Origin of the sequence: Cohnella sp. GbtcB17, assembly GCF_019091135.1 — a bacterium.
Classification (GTDB): Bacteria; Bacillota; Bacilli; order Paenibacillales; family Paenibacillaceae; genus Cohnella.
In genome coordinates, this window is record NZ_JAGXJW010000038.1 from 22268 (window position 1) to 44964 (window position 22697).

Annotated in this window: 23 protein-coding genes and 1 pseudogene; 11 read left to right on the forward strand and 13 right to left on the reverse strand. The window is 56.7% G+C overall.

Annotation, left to right across the window (positions count from 1 at the left end):
- Positions 1-73: 73 nt before the first annotated feature.
- The 7 genes from KVT38_RS20580 to KVT38_RS20610 form a co-directional block, all read right to left on the reverse strand.
- The gene (locus KVT38_RS20580; protein ID WP_217595661.1) at positions 74-979 is read right to left on the reverse strand and encodes an N-acetylneuraminate lyase; all 906 of its coding nucleotides are present in this window, start codon (positions 977-979) and stop codon (positions 74-76) included.
- Between the two features lie 568 nt (positions 980-1547).
- Positions 1548-2561 (reverse strand): LacI family DNA-binding transcriptional regulator, encoded by a 1014-nt coding sequence (locus KVT38_RS20585; protein ID WP_217595627.1) that lies wholly within the window; start codon positions 2559-2561, stop codon positions 1548-1550.
- A 403-nt stretch (positions 2562-2964) separates the two neighbouring features.
- A complete protein-coding gene (locus KVT38_RS20590) occupies positions 2965-4716 on the reverse strand; it encodes a right-handed parallel beta-helix repeat-containing protein (RefSeq protein WP_217595628.1) in 1752 nt (583 codons plus the stop codon).
- Between the two features lie 163 nt (positions 4717-4879).
- Entirely contained in the window at positions 4880-5161 is a 282-nt protein-coding gene (locus KVT38_RS20595; RefSeq protein WP_217595629.1) for a hypothetical protein, read from the reverse strand.
- On the reverse strand, positions 5161-6354 hold the full coding sequence (locus KVT38_RS20600) for an NAD(P)/FAD-dependent oxidoreductase (RefSeq protein WP_217595630.1): 1194 nt from the start codon (positions 6352-6354) through the stop codon (positions 5161-5163). The genes KVT38_RS20595 and KVT38_RS20600 overlap by 1 nt, the downstream gene beginning before the upstream one ends.
- Before the next feature lie 402 nt (positions 6355-6756).
- Positions 6757-6903: a sporulation histidine kinase inhibitor Sda gene (gene sda, locus KVT38_RS20605; protein WP_090110608.1), complete on the reverse strand. Its 147-nt coding sequence runs from the start codon at positions 6901-6903 to the stop codon at positions 6757-6759.
- Positions 6904-7198: 295 nt separating this feature from the next.
- Positions 7199-7870: a YheC/YheD family protein gene (locus tag KVT38_RS20610; RefSeq protein WP_217595631.1), complete on the reverse strand. Its 672-nt coding sequence runs from the start codon at positions 7868-7870 to the stop codon at positions 7199-7201.
- Positions 7871-8219: 349 nt separating this feature from the next.
- Between KVT38_RS20610 and KVT38_RS20615 the strand changes: the two genes are divergently transcribed.
- Both KVT38_RS20615 and KVT38_RS20620 read left to right on the forward strand, forming a co-directional pair.
- Positions 8220-11588, forward strand: a complete 3369-nt coding sequence (locus tag KVT38_RS20615) for a DEAD/DEAH box helicase (protein ID WP_217595632.1) — start codon at positions 8220-8222, stop codon at positions 11586-11588.
- Positions 11589-11616: 28 nt separating this feature from the next.
- Positions 11617-11955: a hypothetical protein gene (locus tag KVT38_RS20620; protein ID WP_217595633.1), complete on the forward strand. Its 339-nt coding sequence runs from the start codon at positions 11617-11619 to the stop codon at positions 11953-11955.
- Positions 11956-12032: 77 nt separating this feature from the next.
- On the opposite strand, the pseudogene KVT38_RS34870 reads toward KVT38_RS20620, so the two are convergent.
- A pseudogene (locus KVT38_RS34870) lies at positions 12033-12131 on the reverse strand (iron-sulfur cluster assembly accessory protein); the annotation flags it as partial.
- A gap of 230 nt (positions 12132-12361) precedes the next feature.
- Between KVT38_RS34870 and KVT38_RS20625 the strand changes: the two are divergent.
- The 5 genes from KVT38_RS20625 to KVT38_RS20645 all read left to right on the forward strand — a co-directional run bounded on the left by KVT38_RS20625 (position 12362) and on the right by KVT38_RS20645 (position 15401).
- Positions 12362-12664, forward strand: a complete 303-nt coding sequence (locus tag KVT38_RS20625; RefSeq protein ID WP_217595634.1) for a hypothetical protein — start codon at positions 12362-12364, stop codon at positions 12662-12664.
- Positions 12665-12681: 17 nt separating this feature from the next.
- On the forward strand, positions 12682-13101 hold the full coding sequence (locus tag KVT38_RS20630) for a DUF6547 family protein (protein ID WP_254639386.1): 420 nt from the start codon (positions 12682-12684) through the stop codon (positions 13099-13101).
- Between the two features lie 40 nt (positions 13102-13141).
- Entirely contained in the window at positions 13142-14152 is a 1011-nt protein-coding gene (locus KVT38_RS20635; protein ID WP_217595635.1) for an ankyrin repeat domain-containing protein, read from the forward strand.
- A gap of 338 nt (positions 14153-14490) precedes the next feature.
- Positions 14491-14814 carry a hypothetical protein gene (locus KVT38_RS20640; RefSeq protein ID WP_217595636.1) on the forward strand — a complete coding sequence of 108 codons (324 nt, stop codon included), beginning with the start codon at positions 14491-14493 and terminating at the stop codon, positions 14812-14814.
- Positions 14811-15401 carry an SMI1/KNR4 family protein gene (locus KVT38_RS20645; RefSeq protein WP_254639391.1) on the forward strand — a complete coding sequence of 197 codons (591 nt, stop codon included), beginning with the start codon at positions 14811-14813 and terminating at the stop codon, positions 15399-15401. Before KVT38_RS20640 ends, KVT38_RS20645 begins: the two co-directional genes overlap by 4 nt.
- Before the next feature lie 855 nt (positions 15402-16256).
- On the opposite strand, the gene KVT38_RS20650 is transcribed toward KVT38_RS20645, so the two are convergent.
- Entirely contained in the window at positions 16257-16619 is a 363-nt protein-coding gene (locus KVT38_RS20650) for a HesB/IscA family protein (protein WP_217595638.1), read from the reverse strand.
- 151 nt (positions 16620-16770) lie between these two features.
- Between KVT38_RS20650 and KVT38_RS20655 the strand changes: the two genes are divergently transcribed.
- Complete coding sequence (locus tag KVT38_RS20655) at positions 16771-17367, forward strand: pentapeptide repeat-containing protein (protein ID WP_217595639.1); 597 nt, start codon at positions 16771-16773, stop codon at positions 17365-17367.
- Between the two features lie 40 nt (positions 17368-17407).
- Here KVT38_RS20655 and KVT38_RS20660 read toward each other — a convergent pair whose 3' ends face one another.
- The gene (locus KVT38_RS20660) at positions 17408-17869 is read right to left on the reverse strand and encodes a hypothetical protein (RefSeq protein WP_217595640.1); all 462 of its coding nucleotides are present in this window, start codon (positions 17867-17869) and stop codon (positions 17408-17410) included.
- Between the two features lie 270 nt (positions 17870-18139).
- Here KVT38_RS20660 and mqnE point away from each other — a divergent pair, with 270 nt between their 5' ends.
- Complete coding sequence (gene mqnE, locus KVT38_RS20665; RefSeq protein ID WP_217595641.1) at positions 18140-19243, forward strand: aminofutalosine synthase MqnE; 1104 nt, start codon at positions 18140-18142, stop codon at positions 19241-19243.
- A gap of 26 nt (positions 19244-19269) precedes the next feature.
- On the forward strand, positions 19270-20331 hold the full coding sequence (locus tag KVT38_RS20670; RefSeq protein ID WP_217595642.1) for an NAD(P)/FAD-dependent oxidoreductase: 1062 nt from the start codon (positions 19270-19272) through the stop codon (positions 20329-20331).
- Between the two features lie 32 nt (positions 20332-20363).
- On the opposite strand, the gene KVT38_RS20675 is transcribed toward KVT38_RS20670, so the two are convergent.
- Positions 20364-20630, reverse strand: coding sequence for a YuzB family protein (locus KVT38_RS20675; RefSeq protein WP_217595643.1), 267 nt, complete (start codon positions 20628-20630; stop codon positions 20364-20366).
- An 82-nt stretch (positions 20631-20712) separates the two neighbouring features.
- Here KVT38_RS20675 and KVT38_RS20680 point away from each other — a divergent pair, with 82 nt between their 5' ends.
- On the forward strand, positions 20713-20961 hold the full coding sequence (locus KVT38_RS20680) for a NifU family protein (RefSeq protein WP_090111072.1): 249 nt from the start codon (positions 20713-20715) through the stop codon (positions 20959-20961).
- A 73-nt stretch (positions 20962-21034) separates the two neighbouring features.
- Here the strand turns inward: KVT38_RS20680 and KVT38_RS20685 are convergent, their stop codons facing one another.
- The gene (locus KVT38_RS20685) at positions 21035-21817 is read right to left on the reverse strand and encodes an SDR family oxidoreductase (protein ID WP_217595663.1); all 783 of its coding nucleotides are present in this window, start codon (positions 21815-21817) and stop codon (positions 21035-21037) included.
- A 28-nt stretch (positions 21818-21845) separates the two neighbouring features.
- On the reverse strand, positions 21846-22568 hold the full coding sequence (locus KVT38_RS20690; protein ID WP_217595644.1) for a Cthe_2314 family HEPN domain-containing protein: 723 nt from the start codon (positions 22566-22568) through the stop codon (positions 21846-21848).
- Positions 22569-22697 lie beyond the last annotated feature (129 nt).

Sequence of the window (22697 nt, forward strand, 5' to 3'; positions counted from 1 at the left end):
CGGGGAATGGTATTCAACAGCCATGGGGGGGATGGAACTACAACCGCATCCCGTCGGAAAATGGAGGGATCTCTTACAACTTCGAAACCTGTGCGCTGCTGCTTTGCAGCAAACTGTTGCTTCGGTAAAACTCGGCGATTCGCGCCGTCTCTTCGAGCGTAAAGCGCTTAAGCGGCGAACGGACGACCGGCGTCTTCAGTACCCCTTGCAAGTGGAGTATCGCTTTTTCGTAAGGGATAACTTCAAATTGCAGCATATGGGCGATCACCTCGTTCGCTTGGGCTTGCAGAGCCGGCAGCCTGCTCCATTGCCCTGTCGCCGCAAGCGAAAACATGCTCATGTAAAGCGAAGGCATCATATTAAACGTACTGCCGATGGCGCCGTCCGAGCCCATGAGCACCGATGCCGCATACACTTCGTCATGTCCGTTCATGATCAGGAAGCGCTCTCCGCACCTGTCGCGAATTTGCTGCATCTCGAACAGATTCATTGACGTGAACTTGACCCCGAGGCATTGCGGATGCCGAGACATTTTTTCGTAAAAATCTACGGACAAGCTAACACCGGTCGCCCCGGGAAAATGATAAATCAGCATTGGAACAGATACGGCGGACATGATCGTTTCATAATGCTGCTGCAATTCCTGTATGCCTGCTTTGTAGTAAAAAGGTACGACTGCAGATACTGCATCCGCCCCGGTCTTTTCAGCATGCACGGCAAGCTCGACACTATCCCTCGTGCTGATGCATCCGGTGTGCGCAATGACCTTCGCCCGCTTCGCCGCCGCACCGATCACCGCCTCAAGCAGCTCCTTGCGCTCCGTTATCGATAGCATGAACGCCTCGCCAGTGCTGCCTCCGACATAAAATCCGCTTACTCCTAACCGTAGTTGATGCTCGATAAGCGCTCGCAAAGAATCATAGTCGATATCCCCGTTCTCGTTCATCGGTGTGACTAACGCCGTATAAATGCCTTTCATCTGAATACTGGACGTCAAAGCAGCCGCTCCCCTCAAATCGATTTATAATCTGTATTACAATTCACTCAAACTATAACAAATCATCACCAAAAACTCAATAGACCACCAAAACCTGTATTAAAGAATCGTTGTGGCGCTATATAACATTGAGGCTCTATTTCCCTCATCCGGCTTTCCGAGGTTCGACATTCATGTGCTTGCGACTTTCAAGAGCGTTTTAAGTCCAAAATTCCAGACGCGCCATCATCGCCTGAATAAGCTTATTTCAGACCATGCCGCTCCCTCTTCGCCGGAGGACTCTTCACTGTCGCTCCGATTCACTTCATGTTACGGTCTGGTCTGTTGCTCGCACCGTCTCTGACGGTTACTTTCGACGATGCGCTTCTGCACACAGATTTCGCCACACGCAGTCATCCTAGCTATGCGGGGGCTTGGCTTCTCTCAGCGACCGGACTTTCACCGGCTAGAAGATGCGTGCTTAGCTGGGCACACGCAAATAAAAAAGGCATCCTTGCCGGATGCCTTTTCGTATCATTTATCGCCGACAGCAGGCATGCCTGTTGCGCGACTATTCGTTCCCTATCGCCGCCGTCGACTCGCGCACGACGAGCTCCGGCTGCATGACGATCCGCTGTGGAACGAGGCTCGCTCCCTCCTGCCCGCTCCCGATCAACAGCTCAAAAGCCAGCTTCACCATCTGCTCGATCGGCTGGGCGATCGTCGTCAGCAGCGGATTGGTCGCCGTCGAGAGCAGTGTGTTGTCGTAGCCGACGACGGACAGTTGCTCTGGAACGCCAATACCGGACTCCCGAGCTGCCTGGAGCGCGCCGACCGCGAGCAGCTCGTTGCTGCAAAACACAGCCGTCGGACGCGTTTCGCGCCGCAGCAGTTCGAGCGTGGCCCGTTTGCCGTCCTCGATGCTGGAAGCACAGGGCAGGATATCGCCGTCTTCGAGCCGAACGCCGGCCTCGAACAGCGAGAAGCGGAAGCCCCGAACCCGCTCCTGGCTGCTGCTCACCTTCAGATCTTCGGCTAGCACCGCCATCCGGCGATGACCGAGCGCGAGCAGATGGGCGGCGGCAAGCGTCGCCCCCCGAAAGTCGTCGGTGGCCACGCCGCCGACCGGCAAGCCCCGAACCTCGCGGGCGATCGTGACCGTCGGCAGCGGCTTCTCCGCCAGCTGCGCCAAAATCTCCGCGCCGCCGCCGGTGCCGATGAGAATGCCGTCGACGCTTTTCTGCTCAAGCAGCCGGATATAAGCCAGCACCCGTTCATCCTGATTGTCCGTGCTGCACGTAATGACGCTATAGCCCGCCGAATGAGCGATATCCTCGACCGCCCGCGCGATCTCCGCAAAAAACGGGTTGGCGACGTCCGGGATGAGCAGTCCGAGCGTGTACGTCTTTTTGCCGGTCAGCGCCGATGCGATGACGCTCGGCTGATAGTTCAGCCGCTCCATCACCTTTAATATTTCCTCGCGTTTCTTCTTGCCGATCTTGCCTTTGCCGTTAATCGCATTGGAGACGGACGCGATCGACACGCCCGCCTCCCTGGCGACATCGTATATCGTAGTCGGTTTCATAGACGCAGCTCCACTTTGGTCGAATCGAAAAAACGCACAACGCACGCTTAGGGCTATTATCCGATGTCGGCGCCGTCATTGCAATCGTCCGTGCCGACTCTGGCGCACAGCATACCTACGCATACATCCGCAGCCCCTACGAAGGCATTCGCTCTGACTACTCATCCTCGCCTGGTCGCGGGTATCCCCCTTGCGTCCCCCGCCTCCACGCCGCCGACCGAGATAACTGCATTTAAGCAAGTATTTTTTCAGCTGCAGTAGAAAGACTTCTCGATAAGTGTCAAAGAGCAGTTAATTTCGATACTTTTTGCGCGAGGAGCAAATTTGGGCTTAATTAATTGCCTTTTGACAGCTATTGCTCTAAAAAGGCCGGGCTCGGTCGAAATTAAATGCCTTTTGACAACTATTCCGACACATAAAACCGATTGTCCCGAACGTCCGTATCCGCGCACGCGGTCAATCGAAACGTCTCCTCCAACGTGCTGAACGCGCCGAAGCCGTCGCCGGGTATCGCAGACGCCAGAATCTCGTTGTCCGCAAAAGAAATGTCCGCAGTCCCCTTCGCCTTCAGCACCAAGGCGTCCCGCGTCTCGAAGCGGTTGCCTTCGATGCGAATCCCGCGATGCACCGGGTGCGCCGCGTCCGGCTCGTCGATCGCCGGCGTGATCGCGATCACCGGGAACGCCGCGTCGCCGCATTCGACGAACCGATTGTCCCTAATCGTCAGGTCGTGCACCGGTCCCGATTCGAACCAGGACGACGCATCCCCTTCGATCAGGATGGCGCTCATCCGCATCCGTTCGAACGTATTGTCTTCGATCACCGCCCGGCGCCGCGTCGAGATCAAGATGCCGCGCGTCGGGATGCGCGAGAAGCGGTTGCGCGCAATGCGCACCTCCGGCGTCCAGGTCACGTTCTCGACGACATCCCCCGGCGCAAAATCCTCGTCAGCCGGCGCCGACTCCGCTAACGTCAGCCTTAGCGTTCGGTCGTCCATCCGCTCCACCGAGCCAACCCGACCGCTCCCGAACGCTCTCAAAGAGCGGCCCCTCGCGAACTCAACCTCGTCGCCCGCCCGGAACGCCTCGAAGCCGTAGCTCTGCGGGTGCATAAACCGGACTTCCACGACGTTCGGCGCAGGCCGACCCACGATTTGCATATAGGTGCCGTGAACGTTGATCGCATCGTCATGGGCGCCGGCGAACCGGGAGTCCACGACTTCGATCCGGCCGCGGCAGCCCATCAGATGGATACAGTCCGCAAAAGCCGCGACGGTCCTCCCCGTCTCCGCACGCGGCGCAATCTCCATCCGCGTAAAAGCCAAGTTCTCGCTGAACTGCCCCACGATACCAAGCCCGTGCATGAAGTGCATGCCGACGCCGTCCATAACGATATCGCGGCTGTTCAGCAGGAACGCGCCGACCTGATCTCGGACGCCGTCCCGGCATTGCAGGACATAGCCGGGCTCGATCCCGTCGAGCGCCGCCACCGCAGACGACGCATCATCGAAGCGAAGCCTCACCCGATCAGGTCCAATCGACTCCGCCTTCGCCGCCGCTTCGATCGGATTGTCGATGCGCCAGGTCGCATCCCGCGCCGGATCGTACACTTGCACCGGCCCCTCGCGGAACCGCCAGCCTTTTCCGATCCAATGCAGCTTGCCTTCCTCCACGACGCAGCGCGAATCCGCATGAATCTCGAGCTCGAGCCAGTCCCAGCCGACACCGGTCACCTTCGCTTCCGTCACCGTCGGCTCCGCGTAGTCCATGCGCACGTTACGGATCGCGATCCGTTCGCACCCGTCCAGCGCGAGCATCGTCTGCTTGCCATGAAAGACGAACAACGCTCCTTGACCGTCCAGCTCCAGATCGCGCACGCCTTTCATATAGATGCCGATCGTCTTCGTCACATCCGGATTTTCCGTCTCGCTGGCCGTATTCGTGATGTAATAAGGCACATTGGTGACTTCCTCATCGTAAAAATCGTATCTTCCCGGCCCGCATGTCAGCAGCGCCGCCCCCTCCGAGCTCGCTGCCGCCGCGATCGCCAGCCGCATCGCGACCGTCGTATCCTCGCCGGAGTCTGCCCGCGCGCCAAAATCCTCGAGCCGCCATACCGTCCGTTCCGCACCCGTCTGTTGGTCCGATTCGCCCATCCTTCTCCCCCTGTTCTCGCACACTATGTAAGCAAGCATGAATGACTGCAAACACGGCCTATTATCGGCCTGCCGCTCTCCTTCGTCAAGCGGGCGCCAACGCAAAGACAGGCCGGCTCCGATCGAATCGGAACCGGCCTGCCTAACGCAGCGCTTCTCGCGCTTAGTCTTCCTCGTCGTCCATCGCCGCGCGCATTTGCGCTTCCCACTCCGCGCGCCGGCGTTCCTCTAAGTACTCCTGCGACATGCGGTCGCGCTCGCGTCCCTTCTCCTTGAGCCGCTCGATGCCCGGCTGGATGAGCAGGTCGACCTCGGCCTGCACGACGGCGGACAGGTCGTACCGCTGCTGCGACTCGAGGTATCCGCCCACTTCCATCAGCGCGTTGTAGCGGCCCAGCTCGTCCCGCGTCAGCAGCCCGCGCACCTGCACGCTGCAGTGCCGCATTAGAGGAACTTGCCCTTGCGGAGCACGAGCGGAATGCCGCCGATGATGAACAGGTAGCGCAGGTCGATCGCCTTCTTCAGCCAGGCGGCGACGCGTCCTTTATACTTTTTGCCGAACGCCATGCCGATCGCCTCGCCCTTGCCGAGCGAAGCCACCGTGCCTTTGTTGCTGAACACGAACGGCCGCAGCGACTGATTGCGGATCGAAGCGACGAGATTGTGCGCGCAATTGACGCCCTGCTGCATCGCGATCTGCGCCGTAGGCGGGTAAGGACGCCCCTCCGGGTTGAACATGAGCGAATTGTCTCCGAGCACGTAGATGTTCTCGTGTCCCGGCGCGCGCAGATGCTCGTCAACCTTGACGCGTCCGCGCATCGTCTCGAAGCCGGCTTCCTCGATCAACCGGTTGCCCCGAACGCCGCCGGACCAAATGACCGTCTGCGACTTGATCTCTTCGCCTTCGCCGACGATGACGCCGTCCGCCGTGCACTCCTTGATCGCGGTGCCGATGCGGAAGGTGACGCCCTTCTTGCGGAGCACCTCCATCGCGTACTCGACCAGCTCAGGATCGAAGCCGGGAAGCGCGGTCGGCGCGGCTTCGACGTTGATGATCTTGACAAGCGAGCGGTCGACGTCGAACTGCTTGCACAGATCCGGCACGCGGTCGGCCAGCTCGCCGATGAACTCGATCCCAGTGAAGCCCGCGCCGCCGACGACGAACGTCAGATAGTCCGTGCGATGGGGCTCGCGCTTGTAGCGGGCGAATTGATATTCGATATGCTCGCGAATGAGCCGAACCGAGTTGATGCTGCGGATCGTGAACGCATTTTCCGCCATGCCCGGGATGCCGAACGTCTCGGATTCGCCGCCCAGCGCGATGATCAGATAATCGTAGGAAAGCGTGCCGTCCTCCAGGATGACCTTGCGGTCCTGCGGACGAATCTGCACGACGGTCGACTTGACGAAGTCGATCTTGAACTCGTCGATGAGCTTGGAGATGCTCACGCGCGCGTTGTCCGGGTGGTCCGTGCCCGCTGCGGGCATATGGAGATGCGTCGTAATATAGTGATAATCGTGCTTGTTGACGAGTGTCACGTCGGCTTCATTATAATTAAGCTCTTTTTGGAGACGCAGCGACGTCAGAACGCCGCCGTACCCCGCGCCTAGGATGACGATTTTGGGTATACTGCTCATGGGATCCCATCCAATCCAGTTTGGTGTTCAACATGTGAAAAAATCCACAATGAAGATAGGCATATTTGTCTCTTTGCCTCAAAAGAATCATATCGGCTTTACCCTTCTATTTCAAGGTTCATTGTTACAAAATCGTTTGGACTTCTCCACAAATTTACCCTGATGCGCCAAGCTTTATCCCGAACGCGTTCCGCGTCCGGCCGCGGCTTCCCCGCGTTGAAGGCCCGCTTGCACTTTGTAGGAAGTCCATGAAGAGAGCAAGCTACCGTACTCGGCGGAAAATGGGGGTTCTAAACGCTTGTACGTGCGCATTTATAATAAAGAAGGCATCCCTGCCTCCGGCCCGGACGGCCGAAAAAGCGAGGATGCCTTCATCCATATGATCGATCGGGACGCGTGCGACTACTTCGCTAGCCGCTCTTCCTTTATGGGCAATTGTCTGCGACGGATCTCGGCGTGCAGCAGATGTACGAATTCCCTTTCCAGCTTCAAGCGGACGGCATGTTGGTAAGCTTCCAGTAGCAGCTCATCCGACAACAACGGCAACATGGCCTACACCCTTTCTTAAGCAGGCTATTCTGACGACGATCCCGCGCGGCGAGCTCTTCGTGATGGCATCATAGCATGCTCTTCAACCGACGGACAAGCGCTTCGCTATCCACATCCGGCTGTGCACAAGATGTGATTATTTTGTTGAAAAAACCCGGTTTTCCGCGTTCATCCGTAGAGGATAATGTGGATGGATTTATCCACAGGAAGAATACTGTTTTTTCCATAAAAATAATTCATAGCGAAATTTGCGATGATAGCTGCCGATAATTGATAATGCGGTTTTCGTAAACCGTTACTGCGGGCGCGTATTCACCTCAAGCATCCAGATCCGCCCGCCGCGATCGATGCCGTAATCGTAGCCGAGCTGGCCGATGCCGGGAAACCGGCTCTCCAGCAGCGCCGTCGACGTACGCGTCAAATGGCGCATTTGGCTCTTCTTGACGCCGACGAGCCGCCCCGACAGCGACCTGGCGATGCCTTGGCTTGCCGTGACCCGCGTGCCGCCTCTGCAGAGGTTGGTGACGAACAACCCTTTGCGCGCTACGCGTCCGACCATCGCCCTGATTTGCCAGCCCGCCTCCGTCTTCACGTGCTTGACCCGGTAGTCGATCGGCCTTCCCGCGATCGTGGCCAGCCGGATGCCGCGCTGAATCAAGTAGGCGCGCCTTCCCTTGAGCCTGCCGATGCGCCCGCAGAGCCCCGCAAACGTGCCGAAATAACTTACGCTGCTTCTCGCATGAAGCTGGTAGCCCTTGCCGACCCGCGCAGCCTTGATGACGCCGTTGCCGCCGGCGCCGCGCACGGGCTTCAGGACGACCATGCCATACCGGTTCAACATCGTTTTCAAATTTCCCGTGCTGTACATTCTAGTAGGCGGGATGTGACGCGCCACATAGCCGTTCGCCATAAGCGCAGTCGTTTTGAGCCATTTGCTCGCCAACATGCGTCCGTGCCGCTGATGCATGCGCCAGTCCTCCTTTATGCGGTATATAACCAGCATACTCGGACATCCGCGCAGCCTCTTGGATGAATGGACATGGCAACCCGCCCTTTTGTCTGCGGGCGGGGCGATGGCGGCCAACCTGTTTCTTTACCCACAATCGGCTGTGTATAAAACACCCCTTTCCTGTGGACAAGTATAAAATCCCCAGCAACAGCGCTGGGGACAAGCGGGAAAACTTTATTCACAGCCTTCGCTCGCAACCCTTCGGCCGCCGTCCGATTGCCCCTCTCGGCTTTGCATCTGGTATCATAGGTAGATACAGAATGGATGGCTTGCCGCAAGGCGGCGAAGAGAAGAGGAGTCCAGCTTAATGAACGCATCCGTCACGCGCCAAACCGTCCGTTCGCTCTGCGGCCGCATCGCCTACGAGAGCGGACTGGCATACGCCCGCGCCGGCAAAGTTACCTTTGATACTTATTACGACGAAGCCGGCGTCTACGCGGCAGTAGTCCGAGGAAGCGGAAAATCCGTCTACGAGACGAAGCTGCGAATCTCGCGTGCGGGAGACGTAGCCGCCTCCTGTACGTGCCCCTCCCTTGCTTCGTACGATAAATATTGCAATCACATCGCCGCAGCCCTGCTGCGCATCATCGAGCATCGGCACGCGGGCAGCTTTCCCGCAGCTGCGGCCGGTTCGGAAGCCGGCCGAGCTGGCGCGAAGGGGACTGTCGCGGAAGGCGTTGACGCGGACGACGGGCTGGCCGCCAAAATGATCGGCTTGTTCGCGGCGAAGCCGGCCGCGCGCAGCGGCGCCCGCAGACGGTTCGAGACGCGCGAGCGGCTGTCGGTCGCCTTCGTCTGCGTCCTGCTGGACGACGGCCGCGAGCTTGCGCTCGGCATCGAAGCGCGCCTCGGCCACGAATCGGGGCCGATGCATGCGGTGAGGCAGATCGGCGGCTGGCTCGACAGCGTCGAGCGCGGCGAATCGCATCCGATCGCCAAGGCGTTCGCCTACGATCCGGAGCTGCACTGCTTCTCCGAGACCGACGACGAGATTATTCAGACTCTCGCGCGCGTCAACCGCGGCGACGTCGCGTTCGTCCGGTCGCCCTCGGGCTTAAGCGGCGGCGCGCGCACCCAGCGGACGCTGCGGATTCCGCCGGAGAGCTGGGAGTCGCTCCACGCGCTGCTCGTCCGCGCCGCGGATGTCTCGCTGCGAGCCGGAGAGCGCCTGCTGCCGGGCTTGCCGTGGGCCGAGGGACCGCTGCCCGTACGGTACGAGATCGACGACGATCCGGACGACGCGGACGGCGGCTGCAGGCTAGAGGTACGCGGCCTGGAGTCGGTCGCGGTATTGGAGGCATACGGGCTTGCGCTGACGGAGGACGGACTCGTCAGGCTGCCTCCCGACGCCTGTGCGCAGCTGGCGCAGCTCCAGCGCATGCTGCCGGCCGCGACGCCGTCGGGGATTGCTCTCGAGGCGCCGACTGCAGGAGATGCGAGGCGGATTCGCATTCCGCGGGAGCAGGCGGACGGCTTCATGGAGCGCGTCGTGCCCGGGCTCATGCGGCTCGGCAGCGTGCGCATCGCCGAAGCCGTGTCGGACAAGATCGTCCGCGAGCCGCTCAAGGCCAAGCTGTACCTGGATCGCGTGCGCGACCGACTGCTCGCCGGCCTGGAGTTCCACTACGGCTCCGTCGTCATCAATCCGCTCGAAGCGGCCGGCGCCAAACGTTCGGACGAAGGCCCTATTCTCGTTCGGGACGGCGAGCGTGAGCGGCGCATCCTCGAACTCATGGACGACAGCGCCTTCGTCCGCACCGAAGCCGGCTACGTCATGGCGGGCGACGAGGATGGCGAGTTTGAATTTCTGTACCGCGTGCTCCCGCTGCTCGAGCCGCTGCTTGACGTTTACGCCACCGCGGCCGTCCGCATTCGCCTGCTCCCCGATCCCGTCGTCGTCAAAGTATCGGCCGACACGGACGAGCGTACCGATTGGCTCGAATTCAAGTTCGACATCTCCGGCATTCCCGAGGCGGAGATCAAATCGCTTCTCCAGGCGCTCGCGGAGAAACGCGCGTATTACCGCCTGACCGGCGGCGCGCTCGTGCCGCTGGACGGGCAGGACTTCGCCGAGGTCAACAGGCTGCTGAGCGCGACCGGCATGCTGCCCTCCGAGCTCAAGGACGGCAAGCTGCGCCTGCCGCTCGTCCGCGGCCTCCATCTGCTCGAGCCGGAAGGCGGAACGGTCGTCAAGCACGGCCGCATGCTACGGGGACTGCTCGACGACTTACGCCATCCCGACCAGGCCGCGTTCGCCACCGCCCCGGCCGCGCTCGCCGGTAAGCTTCGGGACTATCAGCTGTACGGCTACCAATGGATGCGGACGCTCGCCCACTATCGCTTCGGCGGCATCCTGGCGGACGATATGGGTCTCGGTAAGACGGTGCAAAGCATCGCCTTCCTCGTCTCGATGCTGCCGGTCATGCGTGAGCGCGGCCAGCAGGCGCTAGTCGTCTGCCCCGCCTCGCTCATGTACAACTGGCAGAGCGAGCTGCGGCGGTTCGCGCCGGACATTCGGTGCGGCATCGCCGACGGCGCGAAGGGCGAGCGAGCGGAGACGCTTGCGAATCCGTCCCGCTTCGACGCGCTGATCGTCTCCTATCCGCTGCTGCGCAAGGATATTCAGCTGTACGCGGGCATGACGTTCCATACACTTATACTGGACGAGGCGCAGGCGGTCAAGAACGAGACGACCCAGACGGCCCAAGCCGTCAAGCGGATCGTCGCGGAGCAGCGCTTCGCGCTGACGGGCACGCCGATCGAGAATGCGCTGGACGAGCTTCGCTCCATTGCGGGCGCCGTCTTCCCGGGCTTGTTCCCGGGACGGCGCGCGTTCGCCGAGTTGTCCCGCGAAGAGGTGTCGGACCGCATTCGCCCGTTTGTGCTGCGACGTCTCAAGACCGACGTCCTGCGCGAGCTGCCCGACAAGATCGAGTCGGTCATCGCCTCCGAGCTGCTGCCGGCGCAGAAGAAGCTGTATGCGGCCTATCTGGCCAAGCTGCGGACCGAGACGCTGAAGCATCTGGACCAGGATACGCTGGACCGCAACCGGATCCGCATCCTCGCCGGCATCACGCGGCTGCGCCAGCTGTGCTGTCACCCGGCGCTGTTCGTCGAGGACTACGCCGGGGGCTCCGCCAAGCTCGACCAGCTGCTGGAGCTGCTGGACGACTGTCGCAGCGCGGGCAGGCGCGCGCTCGTCTTTTCGCAGTTCACGTCGATGCTGGCGATGATCCGGCGAGAGCTGGCTGCGCGCGGCATGACCCACTTTTACCTGGACGGCGACACGCCTGCGGCGGAACGGGTCGAGCTGTGCGACAGATTTAACGCAGGGGAGCGCGAGCTGTTCCTCGCTTCGCTGAAGGCGGGCGGCACGGGGCTTAATCTGACCGGAGCCGATACGGTCATCCTTTACGACCTATGGTGGAATCCCGCCGTTGAGCAGCAAGCGGCGGATCGCGTGCACCGAATCGGCCAGCAGCGCGCCGTCCAGGTGATCCGGCTCGTGGCCAAGGGGACCGTGGAGGACAAGATGGCCGAGATGCAGCAGCGCAAGCGCCACCTCATCGATGAGGTCATCCGTCCGGGGACGGAGGCGCTGTCGACGCTTAGCGAGCAGGATATCCGGGAGCTGCTGTCGATCGGAACGGACGAAGCCGGCCAAGCGACTGTCTGAAACTGCGCAAGACCAAGGAGAAGAGATCATGCGCTTGCTGTTACTGCTGGCGCCCGCAGGGACGATCGCGCTGGCGCTGGTCTTATTGTACGCAAACCCTTATGATTCGCCGGACGCACCGCCGCTTAGCGCCGCGACGATCGTGATCGTGTACGCGCTTCTGGTCCTTCCAGCCGTCGCCACAGCAGCATCGATCGTCCTGCGTAGCCGCTGGCTCAAATGGCTCGCGTTTTACGTCTCGCTGCCGGGCGGGCTGTACCTCGGCTTAGCGGGCGTGCCCAGCTTGTGGACATTGTTCATTCTGTGTTTGGGGCTATATGCGTTCATTCCTGTTTACCGTTCTTCCCGGTCCGCTCCTTCTCTATAACGACAAAAAACCTCCCCGACCAAGCGCTTGAGATGCGCATGATCCGGGAGGTTTCGTTTTAAGCTGGTTTGGCTTAATCAGCACTCGCCAGCCGCAGCAGGCATGCCCGCGTCGGTCGCGGTGCGGAAGCTCGAGCCGCAGCCGCAGGTCGCGGTGGCGTTCGGGTTGAAGATGGTGGATGGTGAATTATCATTCCGTGTGTGCCTCCGTCGCTAATTGATCGCATTTCATTCTAATTTTGTAGATGCCTTCTCCCTTGGATTTAAAGCTATACGCGGCTTAATACTACCATATATTTCTCCTTTAATAAGCTTTTTCCTTTGCCTCATAGTCCCCTATTAACTTTGGTAGTATAATAAGGAAAAATAATGAAATAAGTGATTATCCCGTACAGCGGAGGGGTCTTATGAAAACGTTTCGCAAGAGAGAAAAGCAGATCATGATTGACGGATCTCACTTTCACATCGTAATAAATGAAGAACCCAGTAATGAATTTGTAAATTTCAAGGTATATTCATCGAAGACCTCATACTTCGAAGTCTTATTTACATGGCAAGGTAGTTGGCACTTCAATCCTCACAGACCTGAGAATTGCAAACGATTGATTAATTATGCAATAGCAGAGGGCTGGGAATATAACCTAGAGAAGAAAACGTTGAAAATCGAGCAAGGTGATTTTTTAATTCAGAAGTTAGGATTGGGCGTTTAAGATCGCAAAATTGATTTATGTGCTCAATTTTAGACGATTTATTCGAATCCATTGATCGGAGTGACATTATTAATGCAAAGTCAATCAATCAAGCTTTACAAGCCTTCATCGATGACTTAGTGCAATTACGATTATGTGTGCTTTCAAGATGGATCGTTGGAAACGGATGGCCCCAAACACCCGATAATGAGAAGATAAACAAAGTTTTAGGTGAGTTAACAGCAGAACAAAAAGAAGTAATTGCATCGATCGTTCAAGAAGCTCGAGATAGCGGAATTCATGATGTACTTGCCTATCTCACAGATCAGATCAACGTTGATGGCCTTGAAATCGCAAAGAATGGAGTCATTATGGCATCCGAACCCTTCGACACTCCTATGCACTTTGATTGGGTCTGTCGTAAAGAAGGCGATCCATGGCCTGATGAGAACGGATAGTCCAATGGTGCTATCAGAAAACTAAACGAGGTGTGAACTTTTGGACGACCAGGATTATGCGAGATTTGTACCCAAAAGACCTGACGGAACTGTACTTTCGTTTTTGGTATTACGCGATGTTCTTGGCCACAACAAACTGGATATTGCCTTCGACATATTAGAAAGATATCGCTTTGACGATTTAAACCATGAAGACTATCCGATAATGGATGCAGCAGCTGCTTATGGCAACAAGGCATTATTTCAAAAGTTAATTTCTCTTGGGGCAGATATTAATAAATCTGACGCAGTTCGTATTGCTCTTGGTTTTAAAAATTTTGAAGGCGTTCGTGATCTACTTGATTTAGGCTTTGTTATAAATTCTATTTCAGCAGGGATTGCACTTCGAGAAGCTGCTTGGGATGGCAAGCTTGAAATGGTTCGCCTTTATATTGAATACGGTGCGGATGTTAATTTTAATGGTGCTGACTCAGTATTTCCGTACTGCACGACACCTGTTCAAATGGCTGCGTCTAGCAATCACTTTGAAGTCGTTAAATACTTAGTAGAGCATGGTGCGGATGTAACGATAAAAGATAATTACGGAGGTCGTGCATACCTAGAGGCAAAGCGAAACAAGAACACAGAAATGATGGAATATCTAAAGCGACTAGAACCTCCCATCTGGCATAAAGCAGACAAAAGAGCAGCAGAACTTAAAAAGATGGGACTGCCAACGGAGATCATCAAATGGCTCGGAATAGAAAACAGAAAAATTGATCTTGCTGGAACAAGCCCTATTGGATACATAGAGTTTGAAACGATATTTGACGTTAAGCCTATACAGCATCAAGGCAAGGTTTTTCTTGACATAACCAAGGATGTCGAGGGATTTGAAAGTACTGGATTTATCATCTGGATTCCTGACCTAAAGTGCTTAGGCAGTTTTGATGTCGAGCATCAAGAACTATACACCTTCAAGGGTGTAAAGTGGAATAAGTTCATTAAGAAGCTGCCTATCGTTATCGATCACTTGCTGGATGGTACTTCGATTGATGATCTTTATAAATAACAAGGCTCAAAAGTTGCGAGATAACCCGAAAGGAAATGTCCCCATGCACACATGTATAGTTTGTGGCTATGACGGATTGGACTGTGAGCAGTATACGGAAGACGGGGGGCCAATGTTTAACATCTGTCCCTGCTGTGGGTTCCAATCAGGTTATCATGAATTGGACATGGGACTATCGACTGAAGAATATCGCAATTGGTGGATAAGCAACGGAGCTAGTTGGACGTTTCCTCCTTCCCCATTAAATTGGGATGTGAAGAAGCAGCTACAACGATTCAGTAATAATGCGAAATAGGAATTTATAGAAGTAACTGGCGGTTTAGTATGGGGGATAAAAATTGGGACAAAACTACGTACTTATAAATAACACCAAAAATGAAGTAATTGGGTTCGCACATCTCCCAGCAGGCAAAGCTAGGGAACTAACAGGAAATCCCGTAACAGCAGCTATTACCACATGGTATTTGTTACAAAACAGCGGTGATAATATCCTGTTTGTTGAAGAGGAACGTGTTGAAGATGGCTTTGTCGATGTTACAAACAATGTTATTGAAGCTTTAATTCAAAAAGGGATAATCCATGACCTCGGCATCGAGGTTTTAGATGAGGATGAGCCTACTGCAGTCTACATAAGAAGATTAGAGAATGTTTGGATGAAATGATTGAACATCGGAGAACGTCAGTTGAATACGAAGATTTGAGATTAATAAAGATGCCTTCCCTCACTTCCCTCCTCCTATTTATTCTAATAGCCTCTGGATGTTCAGAAAGACATAACAACAGTAGTATTGAAAGTAATAACGATAACATACTTGAAGAGGATGGATCATCTATGTGGAGAGATTATAAAAGTTCATTTACGCAAGAATACAGCTTCAACACTCCAGCGACGGATAAAGAAATAGCTCGGATCAGCGAGAAACTTGATGTGGTCTGTCCTGATGAATTGTCACAGTTGCTCCTTGAAACCAACGGAATAGATGATGAATGGGATTCACCTTTTATCTACTCAACATTAAGAATAGTAAATGTGAATGTAGAAGAGAGAAGTTCTGACGACAACAAAGAGATGGAGCTTTCGTACGATGACATGTTGCTATTTTCCGATGCAGGGAATGGCGATTACTTCGGATATGTTGTTAAAGAAGGAATTTATGTTGCAGACCATGAAGAAGGCAGCAGAACAAAAGTAGCTTCATCGTTAAGAGAATTTATTAAAGGCTGGACTGCAGGAGAGATCTCTATTTAAGTTTAAATCTGAACGATGATGAGAGCCACACAGAAGCATTATCACTACTACCACTGAGCATACATTGATGACTGAAGGGTGAAATAATGATTGAAAAAGTTGATGGTAAGACAAATGAATACTGGAGCAATGCAAGCTTTACGACAGTTTAAATCCAGAGCAACAAGATGTTCTGTTTAAAATCATTGAGCAAACAATGATTGATACTATTTCTAACGTATTAGGAATAATAGACGATAGCTCAACGCTTTCTGGATGCACTGTTGAGACAAAGCTGTTTCTCGATTTCGAAGATACAGCTGGCGATCTACAGGATTATTTTTTTAGCTCATATAGAAGATAGAAACAGCGAAGCGAAAAAGCACCGCATTGCCTAATCCATATAGGAAACAGAGGCGTAGTGTATGTTGGGAATCATTCACATCCTTTCTCCATGGCTTTTATCCTTGCTCCAACATGGCCCTAATTTTGTTTATAATCGCTTGTAACTTTGGCCGCAGTTAGGAGCAGTTTACCAATCCAAAGCGTCTAGAGGGCAATTAGCGGCTCCAAGGACGTTGTTATTACCATTCTGCTAGTGATCCTCTCCTTATTAACTTCATCATGTGACTTTCGCAGATCATCCGATCCATCTGAACTTCATTCTTCCCCTCACTGTCTCGGCACTTTTTGCGTGAATGACGAATTCAAGTGCTTGTTGAAATAAAGCCTTCGCACTTCGTTTTCCAAGACGATTTCCAATCGGAGCCTTCCGTTTTTTCTTAAACAAAATAAAAAACCTCCCAAAATGTATGTTGTCGCCAACACACAAGCTTGGAAGGTCGTAATCCAGCACTCACATGCCAAATCCTTTAATCAGCACTCGCCAGCCGCAGCAGGCTTGCCCGCGTCGGTCGCCGTGCGGAAGCTCGAGCCGCAACCGCAGGTCGCGGTGGCGTTCGGGTTGAAGATGGTGAAGCCGCCGCCCAAGCCCGACTCTTTCCAGTCGATCTCGAGTCCGTTCAGGTACTTCGCGCTGTCCTCGTCGACGACGACCTTAAGCTCGCGGATGTCAAGCACGCGATCGTTGTCGTGCTGTTCGTCGTCGAAGCCCATTCCGTATGAAAAGCCCGTGCAGCCGCCTTCTTGAACGCCTACGCGCAAGAACAGGCCTTCATTTTCCTCGGCTGCGAGCATTTCCTGTATTTTCTGACCGGCCGCCTCAGTGATCTGAATCATGTACGGTCCCTCCTGACATTTAAAAACGGTAATCGATCTGACTACAGTATACTCCTCTCCGCCAGTTCGCTCAAGAGGATCGGACGCGCTCGGGCGTTCGCCGCCTGTGCTATACTTAGCTGGAAGTCCTTAGGAACGGAGCGGATGCCGCATGACAGCGTTCACCGAAGACGAGTATTACAACGAGACGTTCAGCGACCTTGAATGGGCAAATGAAGAGCTGTCGTCCGTACGCTTCTACGATTGCACCTTCAGGAACTGCGACTTAAGCGAGACTGCGTTAAAAGCGTGCAAGTTTTCCGGCTGCGCCTTCGAGAGCTGCAACCTGAACTTCATCAAGGTGACGGACAGCGAGTTCGCCGACGCCTCGTTCGTCTCATGCAAGGTCGTCGGCGTCAACTGGACCGAAGCGGATTGGCCTAGAACGGCGGGACGGCGCATGCTTAGTTTCGACCGATGCACGATCAGCCACTCAACCTTCATCGGGCTGAAGCTGCCCGGGTGCGCGATCGTCGATTGTCTGGTCAAGGACGCCGACTTCAGAGAAGCCGAGCTGGACGGGACAAGCTTCACCGGCACCGATCTGACCGAGAGCTTGTTCGGCGATACGTCCTTGATCGGCGCGGACTTCACCCGGGCAACGGGCTACGCGATCAACCCGACCCAGAATCGCATCCGGAACGCCAAGTTCTCCCTGCCGGAGGCGACGTCGCTTCTGTATAACATGGACATCGAGATCGTCGATTAACCGTGGCAGCAACGCCGGCAACAATGTAAAAACCGGGCGCTCACGCGCCCGGCTCCTCGTCCTTCCACTCGACCGCGGCCGGCATCTGGATCGCCTTCAGTTCGATCCGGCAGCGAAAGCTGCCCGCCTCGCTGGCCAGAAAATCCGCGAGCCTGCGGAACACCATCGCAAGCTCCGGCCCGCTCGACTCGGTGTCGATGCCGTAACGGAACTGGTCCGCCGGCAGCCCCTTGAGCCGCCGGTCTTCGCCCGGCTGGACTTCCGCGTCCCGCGTGCGCTTCCATTCCTTGGTCGGCTCAAACTTGTCCGTCCGGCGCACAAGCTGTTCGTATATCTGGTGCTTGCGAAGCCACATATAATATTGAATCGGGTTGTTCAAGCCCCAAGCTTGCGTTAAATCTTTGATCGTATAGGTGGCGCGGTATTGTTGCAGCGTTGCGATCATGTCGGATTGCTCAAGCTGCTCCAATTCTTGAAGCGGCAGAACATCGGGTTTCGTCATTCCTTTTGGCTCCCTTTTATTCGATTGATCTTCTAATACAGTACCATAATTTGTTTATTATTCAAGGTCATTCCCACTTTTCAGATGAAATATACCTGCCCGATATATATTGCCCTGCACACGGAGGAAGCTTATAATGCTAATAGTGTGTTCATGCAGTATTTTTTTTATTTTTCTTATGTACCTTTTTTCACAAACTTAATCGACGAGCCGCTACCGTTATCCCGGCGCAGGCTTATCCCATTCCATCCGGAGGAGGTCATGATCAACATGACACTCGTAACGACGCATCCCGACCGGCGCATGGCGGAGATCGCGGACAAGGTTCGTTCTGGCGCCAGACTGTCCCTTGAGGACGGCGTGCACCTGTATCGGTCCGAAGACCTGCTCACCATCGGCCAGCTGGCCAACGAAGTCAACCTGAAGAAGAACGGCAAGAAGGTTTATTTTACCGAGACGATGAGTCTCTACTTCACCAACGTGTGCGAATCGCACTGCGCCTTCTGCAGCTTCCGCAAGGACCAGGGCGAAGAAGGCGCCTATACGCTGACGCCCGAGGAAATGTTCGCCTACGTCGATCAGCATATCACGCCGACGGCCAGAGAATTCCACATCGTCGGCGGTCATAACCCGCATGTTCCCTTCGAATACTACGTAGAATCGATCCGCGCGCTGAAGGAGCGCTACCCGCAGGTGACGATCAAGGCCTATACGGCCGCGGAGATCGATTTTTACTCCCGCATCTCGGGTCTCTCCTACCGCGACGTGCTGAAGCGCCTCATGGACGTCGGTCTCGAATCGCTCACCGGCGGCGGCGCGGGGATCTTGTCGGATCAGTACCGGGACAAGATGCGCGTCGAAAAGGCGGGCATATCCGAGTACCTCGAGGTTCACCGCACGGCGCATCAGCTCGGCATGCGGACGCCGACGACGATGCTGTATGGCCCCGTCGAATCGGTCGAGGAGCGCGTGCAGCACATGCTGCAGCTGCGCGAGCTGCAGGACGAGACGGGCGGCTTCCAGGTGTTCATCCCGCTGTCGATGCAGCCGACGAGCCCGAAGGCGGGCATCCGCCGGCGCAACTCCGCGTTCGACGATTTGAAGGCGATCGCGATCGGCCGGCTGATGCTGGACAATTTCCAGCACGTAAAGGCTTATTTCATTAATATCGGCACTCAGCTGACGCAGGTCGCGCTTACGATGGGCGCCTCCGACGCGCACGGGACGATCGTAAAGGAACGCATCAGCCACGCCGCTGGCGCGCTCACGCCGGCCGGCATCACAAGGGAAGACCTCGTTTGGCTCATTAAGGGAGCGGGTAGAATCCCCGTAGAACGCGATACGCTATACAACGAAGTGAAGGTCTACGAATAGAAGGCGTATTAAAGGAGTCGTTTAATGTGAGCCATATCGTCATTCTGGGCGGCGGCTACGGGGGCCTGACGCTCTTGAACGAGCTGATCGAGGATAAGCTTCCCTCGGACGTCCGGATCTCGCTGGTCGACCGCATGCCGTTCCAGGGATTGAAGACCGAATATTACGCGCTCGCCGCGGGCACGTCCTCCGACCTGGATATTCGCGTCGAATATCCGAAGCACCCGCAGCTGGAGATCGTACACGGCGAAGTCACGGACATCTCGCCGGCGGATCGCCGCGTCTCCTTCGCAGCGCGCGACCCGCTGGAATACGACTATCTGGTGCTGGCGCTCGGCTGCACGGACAGCTATCACGGCATCGAAGGCGCGGCCGAATTCGCCTGCAGCATCCAGTCGCTTGCAGCTACGCGCAAGACGTACCAGATGCTGAACAATACGGCGCCTTACGGCCAAGTCTCGATCATCGGCGGCGGCCTGAGCGGCGTCGAAGTGGCCGCCGAGCTGCGGGAGAGCCGCCCCGACCTCAACATTCGCATCGTCGACCGCGGTCCGAGCGTCATGTCCGGCTTCCCGGGCAAGCTCCAATCGTTCGTCGCCGACTGGTTCCGCGAGCACAACGTCGAGATGCTGTCGCATATTACGACGACGAGCATCGGCGAAGGCGTCATCCATACGGCGACGGGCGACATCGCGTCGGACGTCACCGTATGGACTGCCGGCATCCAGCCCGTCGAGCTCATCCAGCGGCTTGAGTACGCCAAGGACAAGGCCGGCCGCCTCATCGTGAACGAATTCCATGAGATGCCGGACGCGCCGAACGTGTTCGTCATCGGCGACTGCTCGAGCCAGCCCTTCTCGCCGAGCGCACAGCTGGCGCAGGCGCAGGGCAAGCAGGTGGCACATGTGCTTAACGCACGCCTGCACGGCAAAGGCATCCACCTGCCCAAGATCCGGCTGCGCGGCACGCTCGGCTCGCTCGGCAAAAAGTCCGGCTTCGGCATCATGGGCCATACGCCGATCATGGGACGCGTGCCGCGCATGCTGAAGAGCGGCGTGCTCTGGAAGAGCCGCCGCCACTTCGGCTAAAACCCGGAACCAGCACCGCAGGCGGCCGCAGGTCAGAGATCGTCCAGCAGCTTGTCGAGCGCCTTGCGGTGCTCGTCCTGGCTGTCCAGCTCCTTCAGGATCGCATCGTACAGCGCGTCCGCCGTCTCGGCGACGACCGTCTCCCCGTTTACCATCACGTACGGGGACAGGTAGCATTCGCCGCAGTTGCCCAGGCAGCCGTATTCGATCGTCTCGAGGTCCGGCAGCTCGTTCAGCTTATCGATAAGCCGGTCAGTGCCGTGGTGCGCGTTGCTGACGCAAAATTCAACGACGTTCATCGCCATTCTCCTTTCTCGGAGACATCCATTTTAATTGCGCGCAATTTGTATTATAATAAGCTGAAGAAGGGAGTGGATGATTGTGAGTGACAACGTTCAAGAAGCAACGAAGTACGACGAGGTGCTCGAAGTACTCGACAAGCTGCGCCCGTTCCTGCAGCGCGACGGCGGCGACGTCGAACTGGTCGACGTAGAGGACGGCATCGTCAAGCTTCGCCTGATGGGCGCTTGCGGCAGCTGCCCGAGCTCCACGATCACGCTGAAGGCCGGCATCGAGCGCGCCCTGCTCGAGGAAGTCGAAGGCATCGAGGAAGTCGTACAAGTATTCTAATATTCCCGCTAGGGAACGTTCGAAGCCCTGCCCGTCCTGCCTAGCGCCGGCGACGCAGGGCTTCTTTGTGCGGTTATTCGTCCTTGGCGCGCCGCACGTTGCTCTTGATCGGATCCAGTCCGCCCGAGACGTCGATCGTATTGCCCGTCACGAAGTCGGATTCGGGCAGGCACAGGAAGCCGATGACCCGCGCCACGTCCTCGCCGGTGCCGGGCCGTCCGCGCGGCGATTCCTCGTCCAGCACGCCCGCGGCGTCCGCGATGCCCTTCTCCTTGAAGCTGCCGCGAATGTCGCCGGGGCAGATCATATTGACCGTGATGCCGCTCGCCGCTTCCTCGACGGCGAGCGTCTTCGTGAAGGAGACGAGCCCCACCTTGGCCGCCGCGTAGACGGCCCGATGCGGCCACGATCTCGCCTCGGCCGCGTGCCCGAACCCGAAGTGGATGATGCGTCCCCAGCCGCGCTCGCGCATGCCCGGGAGCACCTGAAGATCCATATGCATCGTCCCGACCAGGTTGCCGTTCATCAGGAAGTCGATCTCTTCGGCCGTATAGTCGGCGAACAGCTTGCGCTTGCGGATGAACGGTCCCGCACTGTTGACGAGGATGTCTACGCCGCCAAGCGTCTCCTCCGTCGTCCGCACCAGCCGCTCCGTGTCCTCGGCCTTGGCGATATCCGCCTGCACGGCGACCGCGCGTCGGCCCATCGCCTCGATCTCCGCGCATACGCGCAGCGCCTCGTCGCGGCTGTGCACGTAGTTCACGGCCACGTCGCAGCCGTGACCGGCCAGCTCGAGCGCGGTCCGTCTGCCGAGCCCTTTGGCGCTGCCCGTGACCAGCGCCGTTCTGCCTGCCAGCTTCAACGTCTCCACTACGAATCGCTCCTTAGGCGTGATGCGCCTGTTTCTTCGCCTTTTTGCACATATGATTGAATACAAGCGCGAGCGTCAGATAGACGAGCTCCCAGCCCTCGTTCAGATCGTCCATGTTCTCGTCGATATTCTCCAGATGCGGCTGCTCGCGCTTCACGTTCAGCACCTGCAGCAGATCATCCTGGAGCTCCGCGTTCATCTGATGGATCTCCATGTTGCGCCTTCTGCGCAGCCGGCCCATCGTCTCGCGCCGCGGCTCGTAAATCGCCTCCAGCTTCTCGGCCAGCTCGGGCTGCAGTCCGTTATGGCGCATATTGCGAAGCACGGTGAAGAAGGAGAAGTGGTTTTCCATCCGATTTTCCGTATCGAGCTCCAGGTACTCGTTCATGAGCGTGCCGAGCTTGTCGAGCACCGAGAACAGACGGATAAACGCATTTTTGTCGAAGTAGATATGATTGTAATAGTTCAGCCGGTCCTCCGGCGTCATCTCTTCGAAGCTGGTCACGTTCAGCATCTTGGCGAACCGAAGCGCCGCGTAGCGGCTCGACTCCAATTCGTCCAGCGAGCGCAGCAGGCCCTCGGTCCAAATCTGGTACTTGCGAATTCGCGCCGCTTCGACCGAATCCCCTTCCCCTTGCTCCTGCATCAAGAGCGCGAAGCGCTCCATCGCGTCGATCGTATTCCGAACCGGCCCTCCCCAGTCGTACGGGGGTTCGCCGAACAAAGCTCGCAGCATAATAGGCCTCCAACCGGCGCGGCATGTCTCGAATCGTAAAGTAATCGCGCCATTCGCCTATTTCTACATTGTACCGCAAGAGCGATCCTGTGCTCAAGGAACGGGAACGATGAAAAGGCTATCGCCCCT